The sequence below is a fragment of the Hominisplanchenecus murintestinalis genome, assembly GCF_943193015.1.
Lineage (GTDB): Bacteria > Bacillota > Clostridia > Lachnospirales > Lachnospiraceae > Hominisplanchenecus_A > Hominisplanchenecus_A murintestinalis.
The window spans coordinates 37,789-59,305 of the sequence record NZ_CALPCM010000007.1; the positions used below are offsets into that span (position 1 = coordinate 37,789).

At 48.7% G+C, this 21,517-nt stretch carries 13 protein-coding genes and 1 pseudogene; 13 read left to right on the forward strand and 1 reads right to left on the reverse strand.

Annotation, left to right across the window (positions count from 1 at the left end):
- The first annotated feature begins 18 nt into the window (after positions 1-18).
- From NFR99_RS04470 to NFR99_RS04480, 3 genes are read left to right on the forward strand one after another with little or no spacing between them, the layout of a single operon-like run.
- Positions 19-2,559, forward strand: coding sequence for a response regulator (locus tag NFR99_RS04470; protein ID WP_120481376.1), 2,541 nt, complete (start codon positions 19-21; stop codon positions 2,557-2,559).
- 16 nt (positions 2,560-2,575) lie between these two features.
- Positions 2,576-3,889 carry an ABC transporter substrate-binding protein gene (locus tag NFR99_RS04475; protein WP_251352918.1) on the forward strand — a complete coding sequence of 438 codons (1,314 nt, stop codon included), beginning with the start codon at positions 2,576-2,578 and terminating at the stop codon, positions 3,887-3,889.
- A gap of 28 nt (positions 3,890-3,917) precedes the next feature.
- Positions 3,918-5,558: a recombinase family protein gene (locus NFR99_RS04480; RefSeq protein WP_158604783.1), complete on the forward strand. Its 1,641-nt coding sequence runs from the start codon at positions 3,918-3,920 to the stop codon at positions 5,556-5,558.
- 22 nt (positions 5,559-5,580) lie between these two features.
- Here the strand turns inward: NFR99_RS04480 and NFR99_RS04485 are convergent.
- A pseudogene (locus tag NFR99_RS04485) lies at positions 5,581-5,724 on the reverse strand (spermidine/putrescine ABC transporter ATP-binding protein); the annotation flags it as partial.
- Positions 5,725-5,829: 105 nt separating this feature from the next.
- Here NFR99_RS04485 and NFR99_RS04490 point away from each other — a divergent pair.
- The 10 genes from NFR99_RS04490 (at position 5,830) to NFR99_RS04535 (ending at position 21,509) form a co-directional block, all read left to right on the forward strand.
- Positions 5,830-6,438, forward strand: coding sequence for an epoxyqueuosine reductase QueH (locus tag NFR99_RS04490; RefSeq protein ID WP_135975051.1), 609 nt, complete (start codon positions 5,830-5,832; stop codon positions 6,436-6,438).
- Between the two features lie 99 nt (positions 6,439-6,537).
- Positions 6,538-7,197 (forward strand): response regulator transcription factor, encoded by a 660-nt coding sequence (locus NFR99_RS04495; protein ID WP_120481380.1) that lies wholly within the window; start codon positions 6,538-6,540, stop codon positions 7,195-7,197.
- A 60-nt stretch (positions 7,198-7,257) separates the two neighbouring features.
- Positions 7,258-8,679 (forward strand): sensor histidine kinase, encoded by a 1,422-nt coding sequence (locus tag NFR99_RS04500; RefSeq protein ID WP_135975048.1) that lies wholly within the window; start codon positions 7,258-7,260, stop codon positions 8,677-8,679.
- 19 nt (positions 8,680-8,698) lie between these two features.
- Entirely contained in the window at positions 8,699-10,219 is a 1,521-nt protein-coding gene (locus NFR99_RS04505) for a DUF6034 family protein (protein ID WP_251352920.1), read from the forward strand.
- A 19-nt stretch (positions 10,220-10,238) separates the two neighbouring features.
- Positions 10,239-13,655: a helicase-exonuclease AddAB subunit AddB gene (gene addB / locus NFR99_RS04510; RefSeq protein WP_251352923.1), complete on the forward strand. Its 3,417-nt coding sequence runs from the start codon at positions 10,239-10,241 to the stop codon at positions 13,653-13,655.
- A gap of 3 nt (positions 13,656-13,658) precedes the next feature.
- The gene (gene addA / locus NFR99_RS04515; protein WP_251352925.1) at positions 13,659-17,336 is read left to right on the forward strand and encodes a helicase-exonuclease AddAB subunit AddA; all 3,678 of its coding nucleotides are present in this window, start codon (positions 13,659-13,661) and stop codon (positions 17,334-17,336) included.
- Positions 17,337-17,388: 52 nt separating this feature from the next.
- On the forward strand, positions 17,389-18,525 hold the full coding sequence (locus tag NFR99_RS04520) for a glycosyltransferase family 2 protein (RefSeq protein WP_251352926.1): 1,137 nt from the start codon (positions 17,389-17,391) through the stop codon (positions 18,523-18,525).
- A 22-nt stretch (positions 18,526-18,547) separates the two neighbouring features.
- Positions 18,548-19,684, forward strand: a complete 1,137-nt coding sequence (locus tag NFR99_RS04525; protein WP_251352928.1) for a glycosyltransferase — start codon at positions 18,548-18,550, stop codon at positions 19,682-19,684.
- Positions 19,685-19,713: 29 nt separating this feature from the next.
- Positions 19,714-20,718 carry a glycosyltransferase family 2 protein gene (locus NFR99_RS04530; RefSeq protein ID WP_251352930.1) on the forward strand — a complete coding sequence of 335 codons (1,005 nt, stop codon included), beginning with the start codon at positions 19,714-19,716 and terminating at the stop codon, positions 20,716-20,718.
- Entirely contained in the window at positions 20,715-21,509 is a 795-nt protein-coding gene (locus NFR99_RS04535; protein ID WP_120481389.1) for an ABC transporter permease, read from the forward strand. The genes NFR99_RS04530 and NFR99_RS04535 overlap by 4 nt, the downstream gene beginning before the upstream one ends.
- The last annotated feature ends 8 nt before the right edge of the window (positions 21,510-21,517 follow it).

Here is a 21,517-nt window from a genome sequence, read left to right on the forward strand (position 1 = left end):
GTAGAATGGAGATTAGGAATGAAAAATAAAGGGACTTCTTTGCTTTTTTCTATTATCATAGTTTTCAGTATTTTGGGAGGAGTTGTATTCTCCGTGTCGCAGAAAATATCCCGTGAAATGTCTGACTCAGCGATTCAAAATTTGAGTGAAAGCCTGGACTTGATTGAGTGTACAATCGAGGCTATTTTAAAGAATGAAGCAGAGTTCCAAAAACTGATAGCACAGGAAACTGCAAATGAAGAAAATCCAGAGGAATATATTCGGTCTTATGAGAAAAATCAGACGATGGTAAAGATATCACTCATTATGTCGGGGAAAACGGAAGGCGTCTCTAATACGGGAGAAGTGTTTTCGGAGGGAGAATTGGAATTTTCTGCCGGAGGGTTAGAAGATGGCGTGCAGGTGTCCCAATCGTATTTGAATTATATGGGTGCATGGGCGTATTCAATGAAATGCCCGGTCATAAAAGACGGAAGGGAAATTGCGGCGCTTTACATAGAATATATCTATGATTCCCTTGATAAATCCCTTCCGGATGGATTTTATAATAAAAAAGCCATGTTATATATTATGGATGCACAGACAGAAAGATTCGTGCTGAAGCCGAAAGGAATGGGAAAACGGAGCGCAGGGCATCTGAATTTGGCGGATTTTTACCGGGCGAATGACATCCAGGAGCAGGGACTGCGGACGGAAGTTGAAAAATGCCTGGAAACCGGGAAGAATATGTTGTTTTACCATAATATCCGGGATGTAAAAGCGTTGAATTATATGTGGTCGGTAAATGGGGGGAAGATTTTCCTGATTGGATATGTGCCGCTTGAGGCGATTCAGCAGGAAGGAAGAACCGTTAATCAGAATGTTTTGGTCGTTGTTTCTGTGATGCTGATTGCATTTCTTTTGTGCTGCATCCTGTATTATTTTAACCAGAGAGAGCAAAATAAAAGCAGAAAAGAGCGGGAGGCAGAACGGGAAATACATAACAGGCAGCTTGCAGAAGCTCTGCAGGCCGCTCAGATTGCAAATAATTCTAAGACAATGTTTCTCTCCAATATGTCCCATGATATCCGCACGCCAATGAACGCTGTTCTTGGTTTTACAACCCTTCTTGCTCAGGAGGCAGAGAACCCGGCCAAGGTAAGGGAATATACAAAAAAAATCATGGCGTCAGGCCAGCATCTGCTTAGTTTGATTAATGATATTCTGGATGTATCGAAAATTGAGAGCGGGAAAGTGGTGCTTACGTATGAAAAATTTACTTTGAACGCGCTGGTGTTGTCAGTGGATACGATTATCCAGCCAATGGCAAAGGCAAAAAAGCAAAATTTTTATGTAGAAGTTATAGGCGTTAAGCACGAGTACTTACTGGGAGATGAGATGAGGATGAATCAGATCCTTATCAATCTTCTGTCCAATGCTGTAAAATATACGCCGGAGGGAGGCAATATTTGGTTCCGCATATTAGGCATTAAGCAGCGCTCCAGCCAGTATGAACGTATACGTATTGAGGTGCAGGACGACGGATATGGGATGACGCCGGAGTATTTGGAGACGATTTTTGACGCGTTTACCAGAGCAGAGAACAGCACGACAAATAAGGTGCAGGGCACCGGGCTTGGTATGGCAATTACAAAAAATATTGTAGAGCTGATGGGGGGGACAATAGAAGTTTACAGTGAAGTGGGGAAAGGAAGCCTGTTCAGGGTTGAACTGGAGTTTCGTATACCGGAAGACCAGGCAGATGTGCAGTTTTGGAAACAGAATGGAATTGGCAGGATACTGGCGGTGTCCGGGGAGGAACAGATTTGCGGGAATATCCGAATGCTTATGAGAGATGTGGGAGTTTTAACGGATATAGCTTCTGATATGGAGGAGGCTATGCAGCAGATACGGCATAGCAGCGGGGCAGAAAAAAGTTATGATATCATTTTGATAGATTGGAATATGCCAGGCATAAGCGCGCTCCAGGCAGCGGAGCAGGTAAGGGAAGTATTGTCAGATGAGATATTTATTTTGTTCCTGACGGCACATGATGGAAATGAAATAGGAGAAATGCATCTGGCAGACAATACAGGAATTCTTGCAAAACCATTTTTTGTATCTGCTTTTAGGGAGAAGATTTTGGAAATGCAGACGGCGTCAAAGGAGGAAGCAGGTGCAGAAAATGGCAGCAGCCTGGAGGGGATGCATTTTCTTGCAGCAGAAGATAATGAGATCAACGCGGAAATTCTGGAAGAGCTTTTGGATATGGAAGGAGCGGACTGTGAAATTGTAGAAAATGGACAGCTGGCAGTGGAGCGTTTTGAGCGATCTGCAGAGGGCGAGTTTGACGCGATATTAATGGACGTTCAGATGCCGGTTATGAACGGCCACGATGCCACAAAGGAAATCAGGGCTTTAAAGCGCAGCGATGCAACGAAAATACCGATTATAGCTATGACGGCAAATGCGTTTGCAGAAGATGAGAAGGCAGCTTTGGATGCAGGCATGAATGCCCATGTGGCAAAACCCCTTGATATAGATTTATTAAAGAAGGTTATTAAACAATATACAAAATGAAAGGAAGAATATAAAAATGAATAGGGGAAAAAATATCAAAAAACTGGCAGTCATCTGTCTGGCGGGAATGACAGCTCTGGCTCTGGCGTCATGCGCAGGCGATACGGATCCGGGAAAGAATTTACTCATGTCGGAAGAAGAAAATGACAGGATTGTAGATTTGTTTAGCCCTATGGAAAAAATGGAACCTGATGCCGAGAATGTAGCAAGGAGCGCGACGGATAAGACGGTCATTCTGGCAGAAGAGCAGCTGGGAGTGAAGGTGGGATATATAACTTATACGGCTGAAAATTATCAGGAAAAAACCTATGACGAAATAGCCATTGACAGAGTACGCAATAATATGGATGATGTGTATCTGCTAAATCCGGATGCGATACAGATTTTGGGCGAGGAGGGAAAGCTGCAGGATTTGTCGGGGCTGGACAGTGCAGAGAATTTGAGAGAGATTGTCAAAACAGCGAATGTTGTTGACGGCAAGCTGGTAGCGATTCCCCAGGAAGTGGTAGCATATGGTTTGTTTATTAATAAAGATATGTTTGATAAATATCATCTTGAACTGCCGGAAACGCCGGAAGATTTTCTGGAATGCTGCCGGGTATTCAAGGAAAATGGAATCGATACGCCGATTGGCGCGAACCGCTGGTGGCTGGAGAACTTTGTGTTTGCACAGGCGTATGCGGACTTGTATAATGGAGGGAATACAGAGGCAGAAGTAGAGGCGTTGAACCGGGGAGAGAGCAAGTACAGCGATTATATGCGTCCGGCGTTTGAATTTCTTCAGGAGCTGATTGACTGTGGTTATATTGATGCGCAGAAGGCTTCTGTCAGCGAGGCAATTGAAGGGGAAGGAGAAGATTTCCTGGCACAGAAGACGCCGATTGTAATGGCATACTGGGGAGCGGCAAATACGGAGACTGCTTACGGGAAAACAGATTTTGAGCTGCAGGTCATAGGATTTCCGAGTCATCGGGGACAGATGCCGGTTGTGCCTATGACCGGGTACGCAGTGAGTATAGATGCGGAGCATAAGGAGGACGCACTGCGCACAATAGATGTGATGGTTTCCGATGAAGCTCTTCAAATCTATGCAGAGACAAATAAGGTAATCTCACCTTCTAAAAATGTTGAAGTAGACTGTATTCCTGCGTTAAAGTCCTTGAATGAGAAGATTAAAGAGAATGTTTACGTTCTTGGCTCCAATGCAGGAATGAAGGTAGAACAGTGGGGGAATACATGCCTGATTGTGCGTAAGCTGTTAAACGGTTCGACAGTGGATGAATGTATGGCGGAATTTGATAAATTGCAGGAGGAATCTCTGCGTAAATAGTTATCGTAAACTGTGCGGGAGGTGGAGTATGCGGATATTTATATACAGCAGAAAATCCAAATGGACAGGACGCGGAGAGAGCATCGAAAATCAGGTGCAAATGTGCCGGGACTATATAGAATCTTATGTTCCGGGGGCAGACCGGGCGGAAATCCGTGTATTTGAGGATGAGGGATATTCCGGAAAAAACGTAAAAAGGCCGGAATTCCAGAAGATGATGGCAGAAATTAAGAAAGGAAGATGCAGTTATCTGGTTTGTTATAAGCTAGACCGCCTTGGAAGAAATATTATAGATATTGCGGGCCTGGTGGAAGAATTGAACAATTTGAAAGTATCTTTTATTAGCATTAAAGAAAACTTTGATACTTCTACGCCGCTGGGAAAAACTATGCTGTATATTGCAGGAATTTTTGCACAGATGGAACGGGAACAGATAGCGGAGCGTGTCAAAGACAATATGGTTATGCTTGCGAAGAGCGGAAGATGGCTGGGAGGGAATACCCCTCTCGGCTTCTTTTCTCAAAAGGATGAAAAGATACAGATAAATGATAAAATAAAGACTTCCTACAGGCTGGCTGAAAATCCGCAGGAAATGATAACGGTGCGCTTTATTTTTCGGGAATATCTGGAAAAGCAGTCTTTGGCAAAGGTCGTAGAGTATTTCCTGAGGAATGGCATACAGACAAAACGCGGAAAAGAGTACACGCCAACGGCAGTGAGAGACATTTTATCAAATCCCGTATACTGTATGGCAGATGAAGCAGCATATGGCTATTTCGAATCTATGGGATGCCAGATGTGCTTTTCGAAGGAGGAAGCAGACGGGAGGCATGGGATCATCGCGTATGCGAAAACATCGTCCGCTTCATATAAAAATAAAGATAATCCCCCAGAGGCGTGGATTATTGCAATGGGAAAGCACAAAGGGGAAATTCCGGGGGCGGAATTTGAGAGGGTCCAAAAACTGCTGGGGGCCAATAGACAAAAAGGGGAAGCATGCCGGAAGGTGAGAAATGAGGTGGCGCTTTTATCAGGAATCCTTTTTTGTACATGTGGGCATGCGATGCGCCCCAAATATTATAGTGCGAAGCAGGTGACAAATGAAGGGGAGCGGAAATTTTCTTATCTGTGTCCCTATAAAGATGCTACACACAGTGAAAAATGCAGTGTGGAAAATGTTCCCGGAAATGATTTGGACTTTCTGGTGTGCAGAGAGCTGTTCCGGCATGCCCGGCCCGATTGGCGGGTGAGGGAGATGCTGGATAAGCTGGGAAATGAATTTGAAAAGGGCGAGGGCTATTTGGCTGGCAAAGGGGATTTGCAGAGGCAGGCGCTGGAGGAAAAGGAGCAAGGCATCAAAAACCTGCTTGCGGCTATAAAGAAGCCGGGAAGAAGCGAGGCATTTATTGCATATGCAGATGAAGAAATCGCAAAACTTAGCAAAGAGTGTGAGGAATTGAAAAAGCATATAAAAAGCGGTGGAGACGGGGAGGAAACGCCGGTTCGTGAAAAATGCCGGGCAGATTTGCTTGTGGGGCAGTTGGATTCTTTTGAAAAAGCATTTCAGATGCTTACCGTTCCAAAGAAGAGAGAGTATCTCCGTATGCTGCTGGATCAAGTAGTATGGGATGGGGAAAAGGCGCAGATTTTTCTACATGGGAGCCGTTGAATTGTTTCCGTTATTGGCACATCGCATTACCGCAGCCGCTAGGGCCGACGACGGCAATAAATTCCCCATCGTTGACGGAGAAGGATATATTTGATAAGGCTTGGGTTTCGCCGTTTATGCTGTGGTATGCGTAATGGATATCACGGAGTTCCAATAATGGCTCCATAGATGAATACCTCCTGAACCATAGAGCTTCTTTTCTGCTTTATAGTATGGAAAAAAGAAGAAAAAGGTGATTATGTATTAAATAACGAAAGGAAGGGAGAATTGCATGAATAGAAATTATCAAAAAGAACTGGATAACATTATAGCGGGACACGGACAGCGCCGGGAGGCGCCGACGCTTTTTCTACACAGTTGCTGTGCGCCGTGCAGCAGCTACGTGCTGGAGTATCTCTCGGCATTTTTCAGGATTACCGTTTTTTATTATAATCCGAATATTTATCCTGCGGAGGAATATGAGAAACGGGTGGAGGAGCAGAAGAATCTGATAGAAAGGCTGCCGTCCGTATATCCCATAGAGTTTGTGGAAGGAGCTTATGACAAAGAGCGTTTTTATGAAATGGCGAGAGGGCTGGAGCAGGTTTCGGAAGGCGGGGAGCGCTGTTTCCGGTGTTATGAGCTGCGGCTGCGTGAGACAGCGAGGCTGGCAGCGGAGAGAGGATTTGACTATTTCACGACGACACTGACGATTAGCCCTTTGAAAAATGCGGCGAAATTAAATGAAATCGGCGGACTGCTGGGGGAGGAATACCAGACGGTCTGGCTGCCGTCGGATTTTAAGAAGAAGAACGGCTATAAGCGCTCGATCGAATTGTCAAAAGAATATAACCTTTACCGGCAGGATTACTGCGGGTGTGTCTTTTCTGTCAACAGGTAGCCAAAAGGTTCGGCGGCTTACCGATAACGTTTACACTTTGTTGAATATTTAAGGCCGGGGGTGTGGTACAATGAATAAAATGGGAGGGGAGTGCGGACAGTGAAGAACAAAATATTGGTTATCGAGGATGATACTGCAATTTCAGATTTAATATGCATGAATCTGACGGTGGCAGGCTATGAGGTGTTGGCGGTTTTTGACGGGGACAAGGCGGAGGACGCCGTTTTGGAAAAAGGGCCGTTTGACATGGCGCTGCTGGATGTGATGCTGCCGGGAAAGGACGGGTTTGAGCTGATGGAGACGATGAAAGCCCATGATATTCCGGTCATTTATCTGACGGCGAAAGCGGATGTAGGTTCGAAGATTAAGGGGCTTCGGGCAGGCGCTGAGGATTATATAGTGAAGCCTTTTGAGATTCTGGAGCTTCTGGTACGTGTGGAGAAGGTGCTAGAGCGTACCGGGAAACAGAAAGACGTACTGGAAATCGGGGACGTGCAGATACAGCTATCCAAGCACCAGGTTACAAAAAAGGGAAAGACAGTGGGGCTTAAACCTCTGGAATATGATTTGCTGGTGCTGCTGGCGAAGAATAAGAACGTGGCGTTTTCCAGGGATCAGCTTTTGAATCAGGTGTGGGGCAGCGACTTTTTAGGGGAGACGAGAACGATCGATGTGCATATCGGGCAGCTTCGGAAAAAGCTGGGGCTGTCAGGCGTCATCAAGACGATTCCGAAAATCGGATACAGGCTGGAGGACTAACAGCGGTATAATTTCAGAAAGCGGCGCGCGAAGGGGCAGAGGGCCGGACAGGGAATTGTTATGAAGTTATGGAAAAAGCTTTCGATGCTGGCAGTGCTTGCGATACTGGCTGCCACCGGGATTTTTGGCGGGACAGTACTTTACCAGACGGCAAATTATAATATCAGCCAGACGATTTCTAATTATCAGGGGCAGGTAACGAGCACCGCCTATGTGCTGGAACAGGAAATCAGGAATAACGCGCCCCAGGGTTTTGGGGATGAGACGAACAAGTCTTTCCTGCAGTATACGCTGCGTAAACATGGCGGAACGGATTATATGCTGTTCAGGAACGGGAAACTGGCCGGGAACTTGACAAATTATGATGTGGCGGGGCAGGGAACGATGCCGGAGTGGACGATGAAACAGGCAAAATATGTTATCCAGAGGACGGACGGGCATCATATCCTGATTATGGGAAAGCAGTTTGCTTCTTCGGGAGAGGGCATATATGATTTGGTTCTGGTGCGTGATATTTCGCAGATTTATGATGATATCCAGGATCAGGTATGGATGCTTCTGCTTGTCTACGCAGGAGTTACGGCGCTTGCAATCAATATGATTTTCTGGGTGACGAAGCGTCTGCTGCGTCCGCTCAATGAGCTGCAGTGGACGGCGACCCTGATAAGCGAGGGGGATTTCCGGCGGCGCGTGCAGGTGCGGACGAATGATGAGGTAGGCAAGGTAGCGGAAGTATTTAACCAGATGGCAGACAGGGTAGAGCGGCAGGTGGAGGAGTTGGAAGAGGTGTCCGAGCGCAGAAAGCAGCTGCTGGGAAGCCTGACACATGAGCTAAAAACGCCGATGACGTCCATCATCGGTTATTCTGATACGCTGCTCCATGTGAAAATCAGCAAGGAGCAGCAGAAGAGAGCGCTGGAGTATATTAATGCCGAATGTAAGCGGCTGGAGCGGCTTTCCGGTAAGATGATGAGCCTGGTGGGGATGTATGACAATGAAATGATTCATTTTGAAGAATATCCGGTACAGGAGCTGCTAAACCGGGTGGAGGCTCTGGAAAGGTATCATGTGGCTGAACATAAGATGCAGCTTGTCATGACCTGCGCAGTGGGAACAGTACCTATGGATGTAGACTTGATGGAAAGCCTGCTGGTGAACCTGATTGACAATGCCATCAAAGCTTCCGGGGAAGGGGATACGATCGATGTTCTGGCGGTGAATAACAGGATTACCGTCCGCGACTGGGGAAAAGGTATCCCGCCTGAAGAAATACCGAAGATTACGGAGGCATTTTATATGGTAGATAAATCCCGGAGCCGCAAGGTGGGCGGTATCGGGCTGGGGCTTGCCTTGTGCAAAAAGATTGCGGAGCTGCATTACGGACATTTGGAGATAGAGAGCCGGCTGGATGCGGGCACGTCTATCAGCATGGTATTTGACAGGATGAAGAATATGGACGGCAGCCAGGAGGAGATGGGGTAAGGAAAATATGAAACAGGGGATGAAAAGAGGAAGAGCTGTTTTGGGAATGGTATGTGCTGCTGCGGTACTGGCAGGCTGCCAGCCGACAACAGACGAGATTATTGTAATTCCGAAAAACGGAATTGCCGGAGCCAGAATGATGGATGAGACAACCGCAGGGAATGTTCCGGAGCAGGTACAGGCGCCAGAGAAATGCTCTTTGGAATTTCAGGATGAGTATGATATCATAAAAGTCATCGTGGATGCGGATGTGACAGTGCCGGATGTAGAGGGAATCCGTCTGAAAAAGACAGAGACGCATGTGTTTGGGCAGAAGGATATGGACAATCTGCAGGAAAATCTGCTGCAGGGGCAGCCTCTGTGGCACCGGGTTTATACACAGGAGCAAAGGGCTGCAGGGTATGATATAACGAAAAGAGAAGTAGAAAAGATTATTGAAAGATATGAAAAGAATATGGGGTCAGAAAGCGATGCGTATAGCATAGCGGTTGCGGGGGACGAGCTGGCATATTGGAGAAATATATTAGAGGAGGTTCCTGAGAGCTTTGGGAGTGAGGAGGCTTCGACAGAAGTTTTTTATGACAGGCATGAAGCTGAAAAGTTTTATGCGGAAGGAATAACAGGCAGGAATAAAAATATGATCTGGGGAGGAGTCACTCTGGATGGGGAAAATTACAATTTCCAGATGGACAATAACTGGACGTCTAATGTTCGAAAGGTATCAGCGATGCTGGTAAAAGGCGGGTATGAGCATGAGGGGATTTGGAACACTTACACAAATGATGAGGGAACGTTCGATTTGCATGAAGAATCCATCAAAGAAGAAAATGAGGCGATGGATATGGCAGCAGAACAGGCAGAGAAAGAGAGCGGATGGCATATGGAGACTTCGGAGGCAGTATTGAAGGAGAAAGGGGATGCACAGGTAAAAGCTCTGGGATTTTCGGATATGGAAGTGGCGGGGTATGAGAAATGCAGCGCATTTTATAGCCTTGGACTTGGAAAGTCCTGTGCATTGAATCTGGTGTACACGCGTAAGATTGACGGGGTTCCTATTACTTATACGAGTTACCGTTATGGATTTGATTTTGAACAGCAGGACTATTCGGAGAAACTCAGCCTGGCGTATGATGACGATGGACTGGCACAGATGATATGGAACAATCCATCGAAAATTTATGATATGTCTGATGAATACGTGTTTTTGCTTCCGTTTTCGGATATACTGAAAATCTTTCAGGAGAGAGTGGCAGAGGTTCACCGTGAGGAAAGGGATAAAGACTATGATTGTGCCCGGAAAATACTTTTTATCAAGGACATCCGTCTGGGGTATATGTGGGTGCCGGATGCTTCTACAGAGATGGAAGGGATGCTGATTCCGGCGTGGGATTTTATAGGGGCGTACATCGGTTATTGGCCGGAGAATGAAGCTCTGGGGATGAAGGAGCACTGGATGGCAAATAATTTGCCGAACCAGAGTTTTCTGACAATCAACGCGATGGATGGAACCCTGGCGCGCGGGGGAAAGTGGATGAATTAGAAATAAGGAGAGGAATGCAATGCCGTTTACATTTATTTTGGGAAATTCCGGGAGTGGAAAATCCCGGTATGCATATGAGAGAATCATTAAGAAATCTATGGAATACCCGCAGCAGGATTTTCTGGTTATCGTGCCGGAGCAGTTTTCCATGCAGACCCAGAAAGAGCTGGTGAGCCTGCATCCGCAGAAAGGGATACTGAATATTGATGTGCTGAGCTTTCAGCGTCTTGCTTACCGGGTGTTTGCGGAAGTGGGGGCAGACAGGCGCACGGTTCTGGAAGAGACGGGGAAGAACCTGCTGCTTAGGAAAACAGCGATTGAACAGCAGGAAAATCTCAGGGTTTTGAAGGCGAACCTGAGTAAACTGGGGTATATTACTGAGATGAAATCCGTAATCTCTGAGCTGACACAGTATGATGTGACGATGGAGCAGCTTGACGGGATGCTTCGGTTTGTGGAGAAGAAGCCGGGGTTATATTATAAGCTGAAAGATATCCAGGTGCTTTACGGGGCGTTTCGGGAAAAACTGAAGGAGTCTTATATTACCTCTGAGGAAATTCTGGGGGTGCTCTGTGATGTGGCGGGAAAATCAGGAATCCTCCAAGGCTGTACGGTGCTGCTGGATGGGTTTACAGGGTTTACACCCATCCAGCAGAAGTTCCTGCGGGAACTGTTTCAGCTGGCGGACGAGGTTCTTATGACAGTTACGCTGGATGCGCGGGAAAATCCCTGGCGCGTGGGAGGAATGCACGAGCTGTTTTATTTGAGCAAGAAAACGATACATACGCTTGTGGATATTGCAAAAGAGACAGGCACAGAAATCGGAGAACCGGTCATTCTCGGGAAGGATGGTTCGCCACGGTTTCGGAACGCTCCGGCTCTTGGATTTCTGGAACAGCACTTTCTGCGGCATGACGGAGCTTGTTTCCGGGAGGAGCAGGACGCCGTTACGCTTCATGTGTCCAAAAACGCGGTGGAGGAAGTACATTTTGCCGCCCGTGAGATTCTCTCCTTGGTGCGCAGGGAGGGCTGCCGTTATCAGGATATTGCAGTGATTACCGGGGACTTGGCGTCTTACGGCGAGTATGCGCGCCGGATCTTTGGCGAGTATGGGATACCATGTTTTATTGATGAGACAAAAACGATTCTTCTGAATCCGTTTATTGAATATATCCGCGCGGCGCTGGAGATGGCGGCGCGTAATTTTAGTTATGAAAGTGTATTCCGCTATCTCAGGACGGGGCTCTGCGGATTTTCCGGGGAAGAAATTGATTTGCTGGAAAACTATGTGATAGCTTCGGGGAAGAGGAGCATCCGATCCTGGAAAGAGGTATGGGAACGCCCCACCCGGCGGCTGGACGGGGAGCAGACGGCCCGATGCAATGCGCTGAGGGAGGAAATCATGGAGCCGCTGCTGCCTTTCCTTCAGGTGATGAAGGACAGGAAAACGGATGCGCGGGCGAAAACCGAGGCGTTGTATCGTCTGATTGCCGCCCATGAAATCCAGGAGCAGCTGGCGGTATATGAGCAGCGGTTTACCAGGGAAGGAAATCTGGATGCGGCGAAGGAGTACAGCCAGATTTATGGGATTGTGATTGGACTTCTGGACAAAATCGTGGATTTGCTCGGCGATGAGCCGATGACGTTAAAGGAGTATACGGAAATTCTGGAATCCGGGTTTGAAGAAGCGCGGGTGGGGATTATCCCGCCTACCGCAGACAGGGTTGTAGTGGGGGACATTGAGAGAACAAGGCTGAAAGATATCCGGGCGTTGATTTTCCTGGGGCTGAATGACGGATGGGTGCCGAAGGCTGCGGAGAAGTCGGGAATCCTTTCTGAGACGGACAGGGATTCACTGGAGGGGTGCGGCGTGGAGCTGGCGCCCGGAGCCAGAGAAAACGGATATATTCAGCGTTTTTATCTATACCAGAATCTGACGAAGCCCAGCGGCTGGCTCCGCCTTTCCTACAGCAAGTCAAAAACGGATGGAGGAGCGATGCGTCCGTCTTATATTATTGATAATATCCGCGGGATGTATCCGGGAATCCGCGTCGTGGACGAAGATGCGCAGGGATGGAGCAGAGAGAGGATAGCCGCGCCCGGAAACGGGTTTCCTTATCTGATTCAGGGGATGAAGGAGCTGAAAGACGGAAAACTGGATATGGAATGGGCGGAGCTGTACAGCTGGTATCTGCGGCAGGAGGAGTACCGCGGCAGAGTGGAGAGGCTGGCGGAAGCCGTATTTCTAACATGGGCAGACGAAGGACTGGGAAAAGAAATCGCCAGGGCTCTCTACGGCAGCGTGCTTGAGAACAGCGTGAGCCGGCTGGAACGGTTCGCGGCGTGTGCATTTTCACATTTTCTGATGTACGGACTGAAACTGGAGGAAAGGGAAGAGTATACCTTCCAGCCTGTGGATATGGGGAATATTTTCCATAAGGTGATAGAGCTGTTTTCGGAGAGGATAAGCAGAAGCAGTTATACATGGTTTGATATTCCTGAAAAGGTAAGGGAGCAGTGGACGGAAGAATGTGTGGAGGAAGCTGTGGGGAAGGACGAGAGCAGAGTCCTTTACAGCAGCGCGCGGAACGCCTATGTCATTGACAGGATGAAGCGCATTATGCAGCGGACGGTGTGGGCGCTCTGCGAACAGATTCGCGCGGGGGAATTTGTACCTGGGAGTTATGAGGTGAGCTTTTCTATGGCGGGGGATTTAGATTCTGTAAATATTGCCTTGTCGGAAGAAGAGAAGATGCGGCTGCGCGGGCGTATCGACCGTATCGATACCTGTGAGAAAGAAGATCAGGTTTATGTGAAAGTCATTGATTACAAGTCGGGAAATACCGAATTTGATATGGTGGCGCTTTACTATGGACTGCAGCTGCAGCTGGTGGTATATATGAATGCGGCGCTGGAGCTGGAAAAGCGGGTGTACCCGGATAAAGATATTGTGCCTGCCGGGATTTTCTATTACCGGATGCAGGACCCGATGCTGGAGAGAGGCGAGGAGGCATCTCCGGCACAGATTAACAGGGAAATTCTGAAAAAACTGAAGCTTGACGGGCTGGTGAACAGCGATGATGAGATTGTCAGGAGCATGGACAGGGGACTGGGAGCGGGGGAAAAGAAATCTTCTGATGTGATTCCAGTGTCTTACACAAAAAGCGGATTTTCCAGGTATTCGGCGGTGGCGCAGCGCCGGCAGTTTGAAGAGCTGTCCGCATTTGTCAATGAGAAGATGCGGGATATCGGCAGGCGTATCCTGTCGGGCGAAACGGACGCGGAGCCTTACGAGAGGAAAGGACGGACGGCGTGTGACTACTGCACTTACCGGGAGGTATGCGGGTTTGATGCGAAAGTCCCCGGCACGAAATTCCGCAGGCTGCGGGAATATAAGCCGGAGGATATCTGGAAGAAAATCGGTGAGGAGGCGTAAAAGATGGGAGTATCATGGACGAAAGAGCAGCAGCAGGTGATTGAACTGAGAAACAGGAATATCCTGGTGTCTGCGGCGGCAGGTTCGGGAAAAACCGCAGTGCTGGTAGAGCGCATTCTCACGATGATTATGGACAGGGCGCATCCGGTAGATATTGACAGGCTGCTGATTGTGACGTTTACAAATGCGGCGGCGGGGGAGATGAAGGAGAGGATTCGGAATGCTATCGGAAAGAAACTGGCGGAGGAACCTGGAAACATACATCTGCAGAGACAGCTTACGCTGGTGCATCACGCGCAGATTACTACGATTCACAGCTTCTGCCGGCATGTAATCGGAAACTATTTCCACACGATAGACTTAGACCCGAATTTCCGTATCGGGGATGACGGGGAGATGAAGCTTCTGCGCAATGATGTGGTGGAGGAACTTTTGGAAGATTTTTACGCGAAGGTGCGGGAAGACAGGAGATATCTGAAGTTTGTAGAGAGCTACGCCACAGGGAAGAACGACGCAGGGCTGGCGGATTTGATTTTTACGATTTATGATTTCTCTATGAGCTATCCCTGGCCGTTGAAATGGCTGGAGGAGTGCAGGCGGGCGTATGAAATTGAAGATGTACAGGGGCTGGAACATGCCGTCTGGATGCGGCCGTTGCTGGAAAATGTGGGGCTGCTGCTGGAAGAGTGTGAGGCGAATGTCCGGCAGGCGCTTGAAATCTGCCGGGAAAGCGACGGGCCTTACATGTATGAAGCGGCGCTTCTGGATGATTTGGTGACAGTGCAGGAATGTCAGAGCGCCGGGACGTATGTGGAATATGCGGATGCATTTTGTAATCTGGGCGCATTTTCCAGGCTTTCAGCGAAAAAGGATGCTGCAGTTTCGGAGGAGAAAAGAGAACAGGTAAAAGAAATCCGGGAGCAGGTGAAGAAATATATGAAATCCCTGCAGGAGCAGTATTTTTACCAGAGCCCGGAGGCGATGGCAGAGGATATCAGGGAAAGCCGGGAACAGATGGAGGTGCTGTTGGGGCTGGCAGAGGAATTCCACGGGCGGTTTGCAGCGAAGAAGAGGGAGCGGAACCTGCTGGACTTTAATGATTTGGAGCATATGGCGCTGGAAATCCTGGTGCGTGAGGAGGATGGAAAGGCGGCGCCTACGGATGCCGCAGGCCAGTTTGCGGATGCATTTGAGGAAATCATGATTGATGAGTACCAGGACAGTAATCTGGTGCAGGAATATATTCTGACCAGTGTTTCCAGGCGGCAGAGAGGAGTCCACAATGTTTTCATGGTGGGGGATGTGAAACAGAGCATCTACCGCTTCCGTCTGGCGAGGCCGGAACTTTTTATGGAAAAATATGCGGCGTATACCACGGAGGAGTCCCTTGACCAGAAAGTAGAACTGCATAAAAACTTCCGCAGCCGCAGCCAGGTGCTGGCGGGGGTGAACGGAATCTTCCGCCGGATTATGGCGGAGAATCTGGGAAATATCCGCTATGACGATGCGGCGGCTCTGTATCCGGGAGCATCTTTTCCCGAAGGGGGAGGGGAAGATATGGATACGGAGGTACTTCTGCTGGATTTGGGGGCGGAGGAAGAGGCAGTCGAAGAGTCCGGAGAGACAGCGGTAGAGCTGGAGGCGAGGATGATCGGGCAGCGGATTCAGGAGCTGGTGGGAAAGACGCAGGTGCTGGATAAAGCGACGGGAAAATACCGTCCGGCACAGTACCGGGACATTGTTATCTTGCTGCGGACTGTTTCCGGCTGGGCAGATACGATGGCGGGGATACTGGGCAATATGGGGATTCCGGCTTATACAGGCTCGCGTTCAGGTTACTTTTCTGCGGTGGAAATCCAGACGGTGCTGGCGCTTTTAAAGGTCGTGGATAACCCGGAGCAGGATCTTCCGCTGACGGCAGTACTGCATTCCCCGATTGTGGGCGTGACGGACAGGGAGCTGGCGCAGATACGGAGCTGCTGTGCGGAGGGCACATTTTCCGAAGTATGCAGAAAGTATGCGGAAGATGGAGAGGACGAAGCGCTTAAGGGAAAATTGAAAGACTTTTATGAAATGCTGGGGGACTTCCGGCGGCGCGTGCCTTATACGGCGATGCATGAACTGCTGTGGTACATTTTGGAAAAGACAGGGTATGGCGAATATGCGGCGGCGATGCCCGGCGGGGAGCAGCGGCGGGCGAATCTGGATATGCTGGCAGAGAAGGCGATGGCTTATGAGAACACCAGCTACCGGGGACTGTTTAATTTTGTCCGCTATATTGAGCAGCTCCGCAAGTATGACGTGGACTATGGGGAGGCGAATATCCTGGGGGAAGAAGAGGATACGGTGCGTATCATGAGCATCCATAAGAGCAAAGGGCTGGAGTTCCCGATTGTATTTGCAGCGGGGATGAATAAAGCGTTTAACAGGCAGGACAGCCGGGGGAAGCTTGCGCTGCATCCGGATTATGGGATTGGCTGTGATTTTATCGACGCAGAGCTGCGCATCAAAGCACCGACCCTTTTAAAGAAAGCCATTCAGCGGCAGCTTATTAATGACAATTTGGGAGAAGAGCTGCGGGTGCTTTACGTGGCGCTGACCAGGGCGAAGGAAAAGCTGATTCTTACCGGCGCGGCAAAGCTGGAGAACCGCATGAAGAAGTGGCGTCATTTTTATGGGGATACTCTGCCCTTTGGCGTGCGTTCGGAGGCCGGCTCTTATCTGGACTGGGTAATGCCCGCGCTGTTGATGCAGTCTCAGGAGCAGGGATTTTCGGAGACAGAAGCAGGAATGGGAATAGATATTTCCACGCCGGAAGCTTCTTATGCGGTGAGGGTATTGTCTATCGGAGATTTGGCAAAAGAGGAGGCGCTGCATCAGATTAAGAGCCGCTGGACAAAGGAAACTTTGCTTCAGTGGGACACGGACTGCGTGTACAGTGAGCCTATGAGGATTCATTTGAAAGCCGCATTTGACGCGGAGTATTTCTGGAAAGACAGCATGGATATCTACGGGAAAATTACAGTGTCTGAACTAAAGAGCATGAAGCAGACGGCAGACAGAGAGGGAATGTACGAAGTATTTACAGAGCCTGATGTGGTGCCGCTGCTTCCGAAATTCGTCAGTGAAGAGCAGGAAGCACAGGGTGCGGCGAAAGGAACGATTTATCATAAATTTCTGGAGAACCTGGATTATAGTATGGGAGAGACGGTAAAGGATGTAGGGAAACAGCTGGCGCGGCTATGTGCAGAAGGAAAGCTTACGGAAAAAGAAACAGAAGTGATTGACGTGCCGAAAATCGTCCGTTTTCTGCGGAGCCCCCTGGGACAGCGGATGAAGCAGGCGGCCGCAGGCGGAAAACTCTGCCGGGAGCAGCAGTTTGTCCTGGGCGTTCATGCGGACGAAATACGGGAGAGCTGGACGGGGGACGACATGGTGCTGGTACAGGGGATTATCGACGCGTATTTTTATGAAGGGGATGAAATCGTCCTGGTAGACTACAAGACGGATTACGTGCCGGAAGGACGCGTAGGTTACCTGGCAGATAAATATGGCATCCAATTGGAGTATTATGCGCAGGCGCTGGAGAGGATGACGGGGAAGAGAGTGAAAGAGAGGTACATTTATTCTTTTTGGCTGCAGAAAGTGATACCTGCCGGCGAATATTTAACTCATGTTTGACAGATACTTTCGGCATATGGTAGAATAGGCGGCATAAGTGAGGAAGTGCGAAATGTCGGATAAAATAAAGGTGTCGGTGGTTCTGCCCGTGTATAATGTGGAACGCTACCTGCCGCAGTGCATGGATGGTATTTTGGGGCAGACGCTGAAGGAAATTGAGGTCATATGCATAGACGACGGCTCTGCGGACGGCAGTCTGGGGATTTTGCGTGAGTATGAGCGCAGCGACAGCCGGGTGCAGGTGCTTACCGGGGAAAACCACGGTGCGGCGGCTGCCAGAAACAGGGGAATGGAGAGGGCATGCGGCGAATATCTGATTTTTCTGGATTCGGATGATTTCTATGAGCCGGAGATGCTGGAGAAGGCTTACAGGCGTGCCGGGGAGACGCAGGCGGATGTTACGATCTTCCGGGGAGACAGATATGATGATACGTTAGAGAATTATATACAGATGGACTATTCCATTAAGCGCGGGCAGCTGCCTGGAAAGAACCCATTTTGCTGGCGGGACATGCCGGATCGGATTTTTACGTTTGCCGTGGGATGGGCATGGGATAAGCTGTACCGTAGGGAGTTTGTGGAGGCGGCAGAACTGAAATTTCAGGAGCTGCGCACCTCGAATGATTTGTATTTTGTGTTCTCGTCTTTGGTGAAGGCAGAGAAAATCTGTATCGTGGAGGAGCTTCTGGTTCACCACAGAATCCATGTGAAAGGCTCTCTGTCGGCGACTAGGGAGAAGTCCTGGAACTGTTTTTATGAGGCGTGTAAGGCGCTGCAGGATGAGCTGAGGAAGATGGGCGTATATGGAAAACTGGAAAAAGGATTTGTAAACTGGGCGCTTCACTTTTGCTTTTGGAACCTGGATACGATTGAAGGCTCTGCGTATGAAAAGGTGTATGATTTGCTGTGCGGAGAATGCAGCGAGCGCTTTGGCTTCTTTTCCCACGGCAGAGAGTATTATGCGCAGCCGGAGCTGTATGACAGGCTGGGTGCGATGCGGGAACGCTCCTGCATCGGATATCTTCTCGGGGAAAACAGGAGACTGGCAGAAGAGAATAAGGAGAAGCAGCGCCGGATCGAAGAGTTGAAGGATGAAAACAGGGCGGTAAAAGATTCTGCGACGTTCCGTACGGGGAAAGTCATCACGGCATTGCCGGGAAAGATAAAGAGAGCGGTGAAAAGGGGCTGAGACAGTCCGGGAGGAGAGGAAAATGCCAAAGGTATCGGTAGTTGTACCTACTTATAATGTAGAGAAATATCTCGCGGAGTGTATGGATAGCCTGCTGGGGCAGACGCTGCAGGATATGGAGTTTGTCTGTGTGAATGACGGTTCTACAGACTCGTCGCTTGAGATTTTAAAGCAGTATGCTGCGAAGGATGACAGGGTGAAAATCCTGGACGGGCCGAATGGGGGCTACGGAAAAGCTATGAACCGGGGGCTGGACGCGTGTACGGGAGAGTATGTGGGAATTCTGGAGCCGGACGATTATGTGAAGGAAGATATGTATGAAAAGCTTTATCGGACGGCGAAGGAAAAGAACCTTGATATTATCAAGGCAGACTTTTACCGTTTTGTTACCGGGGAAGATGGGAAGAGGGAATTCCGGTATAACCGCCTGACTTCCGTGGATTCTCTGTATGGGCGTGTGATTGACCCAAAGGATGAACCGGATATGTTTAAGGCTCTGATGAATACCTGGAGCGGCATTTACCGGAGAAGCTTTCTGGAAGAGCATCATATCCGCCATAATGAGACGCCGGGAGCTTCGTTTCAGGACAACGGTTTCTGGTTTCAGACGTTCTGCTTTGCGAAGAGGATTTATTTTGTAGACAGGCCGTATTACAGGAACCGCCGTGACAACCCCAACTCTTCGGTTCACAGCCGGGAGAAGGTGTTCTGTATGAATGATGAATATGCGTTTATCCTGGATTTCCTGAACGCGCACCCGGAGTTTAAGAAGCGCTATATGGGGATTTATAACTTTAAGCGGTATCACAATTATATCGCGGCTCTCTACCGGGTAGGAGAGGAATACCGGGATATGTACATGGAGCGGTTTCAGAAGGAGTTTCTTGAGGCGGACAAAAACGATGAGCTGGAAGCAGAGGTATTTACTCCCGAAGAATGGGAGCTTGTGAAGATTCTGCTGAGAGACCGTCATGCCTATGTTTATGAAGAGCGGATTTACCGGGTGGGCATAGAAAAGGACTGGGAGATTGAGCGTCTGCAGGCGGAGCTTGAAAATGTGAAGGGCTCTACATCCTACAAGGTGGGGAAAGCTGTTATGTGCCTGCCCTGTGCTTTAAAGGAAGGGATTCTGCGGCTGAAAAGAAGGCGTGAGGAGTGAGGCTTTAGCACTTCCTCTGGAGATGGTTTATGAAAAAAATACTTACGGTGGTGATACCCGCCTATAACATTGAAAAATATATTGAAAACTGTCTGGATTCGTTTGTGATTCCGGAGGTTCTGGAGGATTTGGAGGTTCTAATCGTCAACGACGGTTCGAAAGACCGTTCTGCCGACTTGGCGGCGGCGTACGAAAAGCGCTATCCAAATTCTTTTCGTGTCATAAATAAAGAGAACGGCGGACACGGTTCCACGATTAACCGAGGGCTTTTGGAGGCTTCCGGAAAGTACTTTAAGGTAGTGGACGGCGACGACTGGGTGGAGCGGGAGGCTTTTCTGCGTCTGATGGACTGTCTGAAAGGCTGTACTTCGGATGTGGTGTTTTCGAACTATTACTGGGTGCGCGAGAAGGACGGCCGGAAAAAGCCGGAGTTTGCGGAGCCATTTGCCGGGGTTATTTATGGAAAAGAGTACCAATTTTCTGAGATTAGTGGTAGAATATTTATGAAAATGCATGGGATGACGATGCGGACAGAAATGCTGCGGGGGATTCCGCCGATTGACGAGCATTGTTTCTATGTAGATATGGAATATGTGCTGTTTCCGGTGCCGTTAATCCGCACGGTTACGTGCATTGATGCGGTTGTGTACATGTATCGTGTAGGGCTTCCGGGACAAAGCATGAATATGAAAAGCATGAGGAAAAACGCAGAAAATTATGACAGGGTTCTGCAGCGTCTTCTGGGCTTTTATGATGAGCAGAGGCAGAAGAGAGCGCCGGCGTGCGTGATGGTTTATCTGGAAAATATTATTGCGCGGATGGCAGCCAGCAGGTTTAAGATATTCCTGAGTTTTCCATGCAGCAGGAAAATTCCGCTGCAGATGCGGGAGTTTGACAGGGGGCTTTTGGAGAAGTACCCGAAGATTTACCAGGCGGTGAGAAACCGGGCGGTATTGTTTCTGAGGAAAACAGATTACCGGGCGTATTATGCGGCCAGGCTGACATTTAAGATAAAGGAAGGGTTGAAGAAATGAGTATTTGGCAGGAAAGAGTTCATGTGTTTTTCCAATATAAAGACTTGCTCAAGCAGCTGGTAAAGCGTGATGTAAAGCTGAAATACCGGAGGAGCGTCCTGGGGTATGTGTGGAGTATCCTGAATCCGCTGCTGATTATGATTATTATGACGCTGGTATTTTCAAATATGTTTGACAGAGGGAAAAGTATCGTGAACTATCCGGTCTATCTGATTACCGGACGGACGATTTTTGAGTTTATGACCTCATCGACCAATGCGGCGATGCGCTCTATTATCGGGAATGGGGCATTGCTGAAAAAGTGTTATGTTCCCAAGTACATTTTCACCTTGGCAAAGGTGACAAGCTCTTTGGTGGATTTTGTGTTTTCACTGGGCGCTCTCGTAATTGTAATGATTTGCACCAGGGCTTCGGTGACGCCTTATATTCTCTGTACGCCGCTGGTTATGATACAGCTTTATTTGTTCTGCTGCGGCCTTGGTTTTCTTTTGGCGTCTATGAATGTGTTCTTCCGGGATGTACAGCATATCTATAAGGCAGTGACTACGGCATGGATGTACCTGACGCCGATTTTCTATCCGATTCAGCAGCTTCCGGAGAACATACGGTTCTTTGTTAAGGGTTTTAATCCTATGTATTATTATGTGGCGCAGTTCCGTGATATGGTATGCAACGGGCAGTTTCCGGGACCGCGTATCTTCTGGGGCGGCTGGCTGATAGCAGTCGTGATGTTTGCGATTGGAATTACGGTGTTTAAGAAGAGCCAGGATAAATTTATTCTCTATATTTAAGGTGAGGG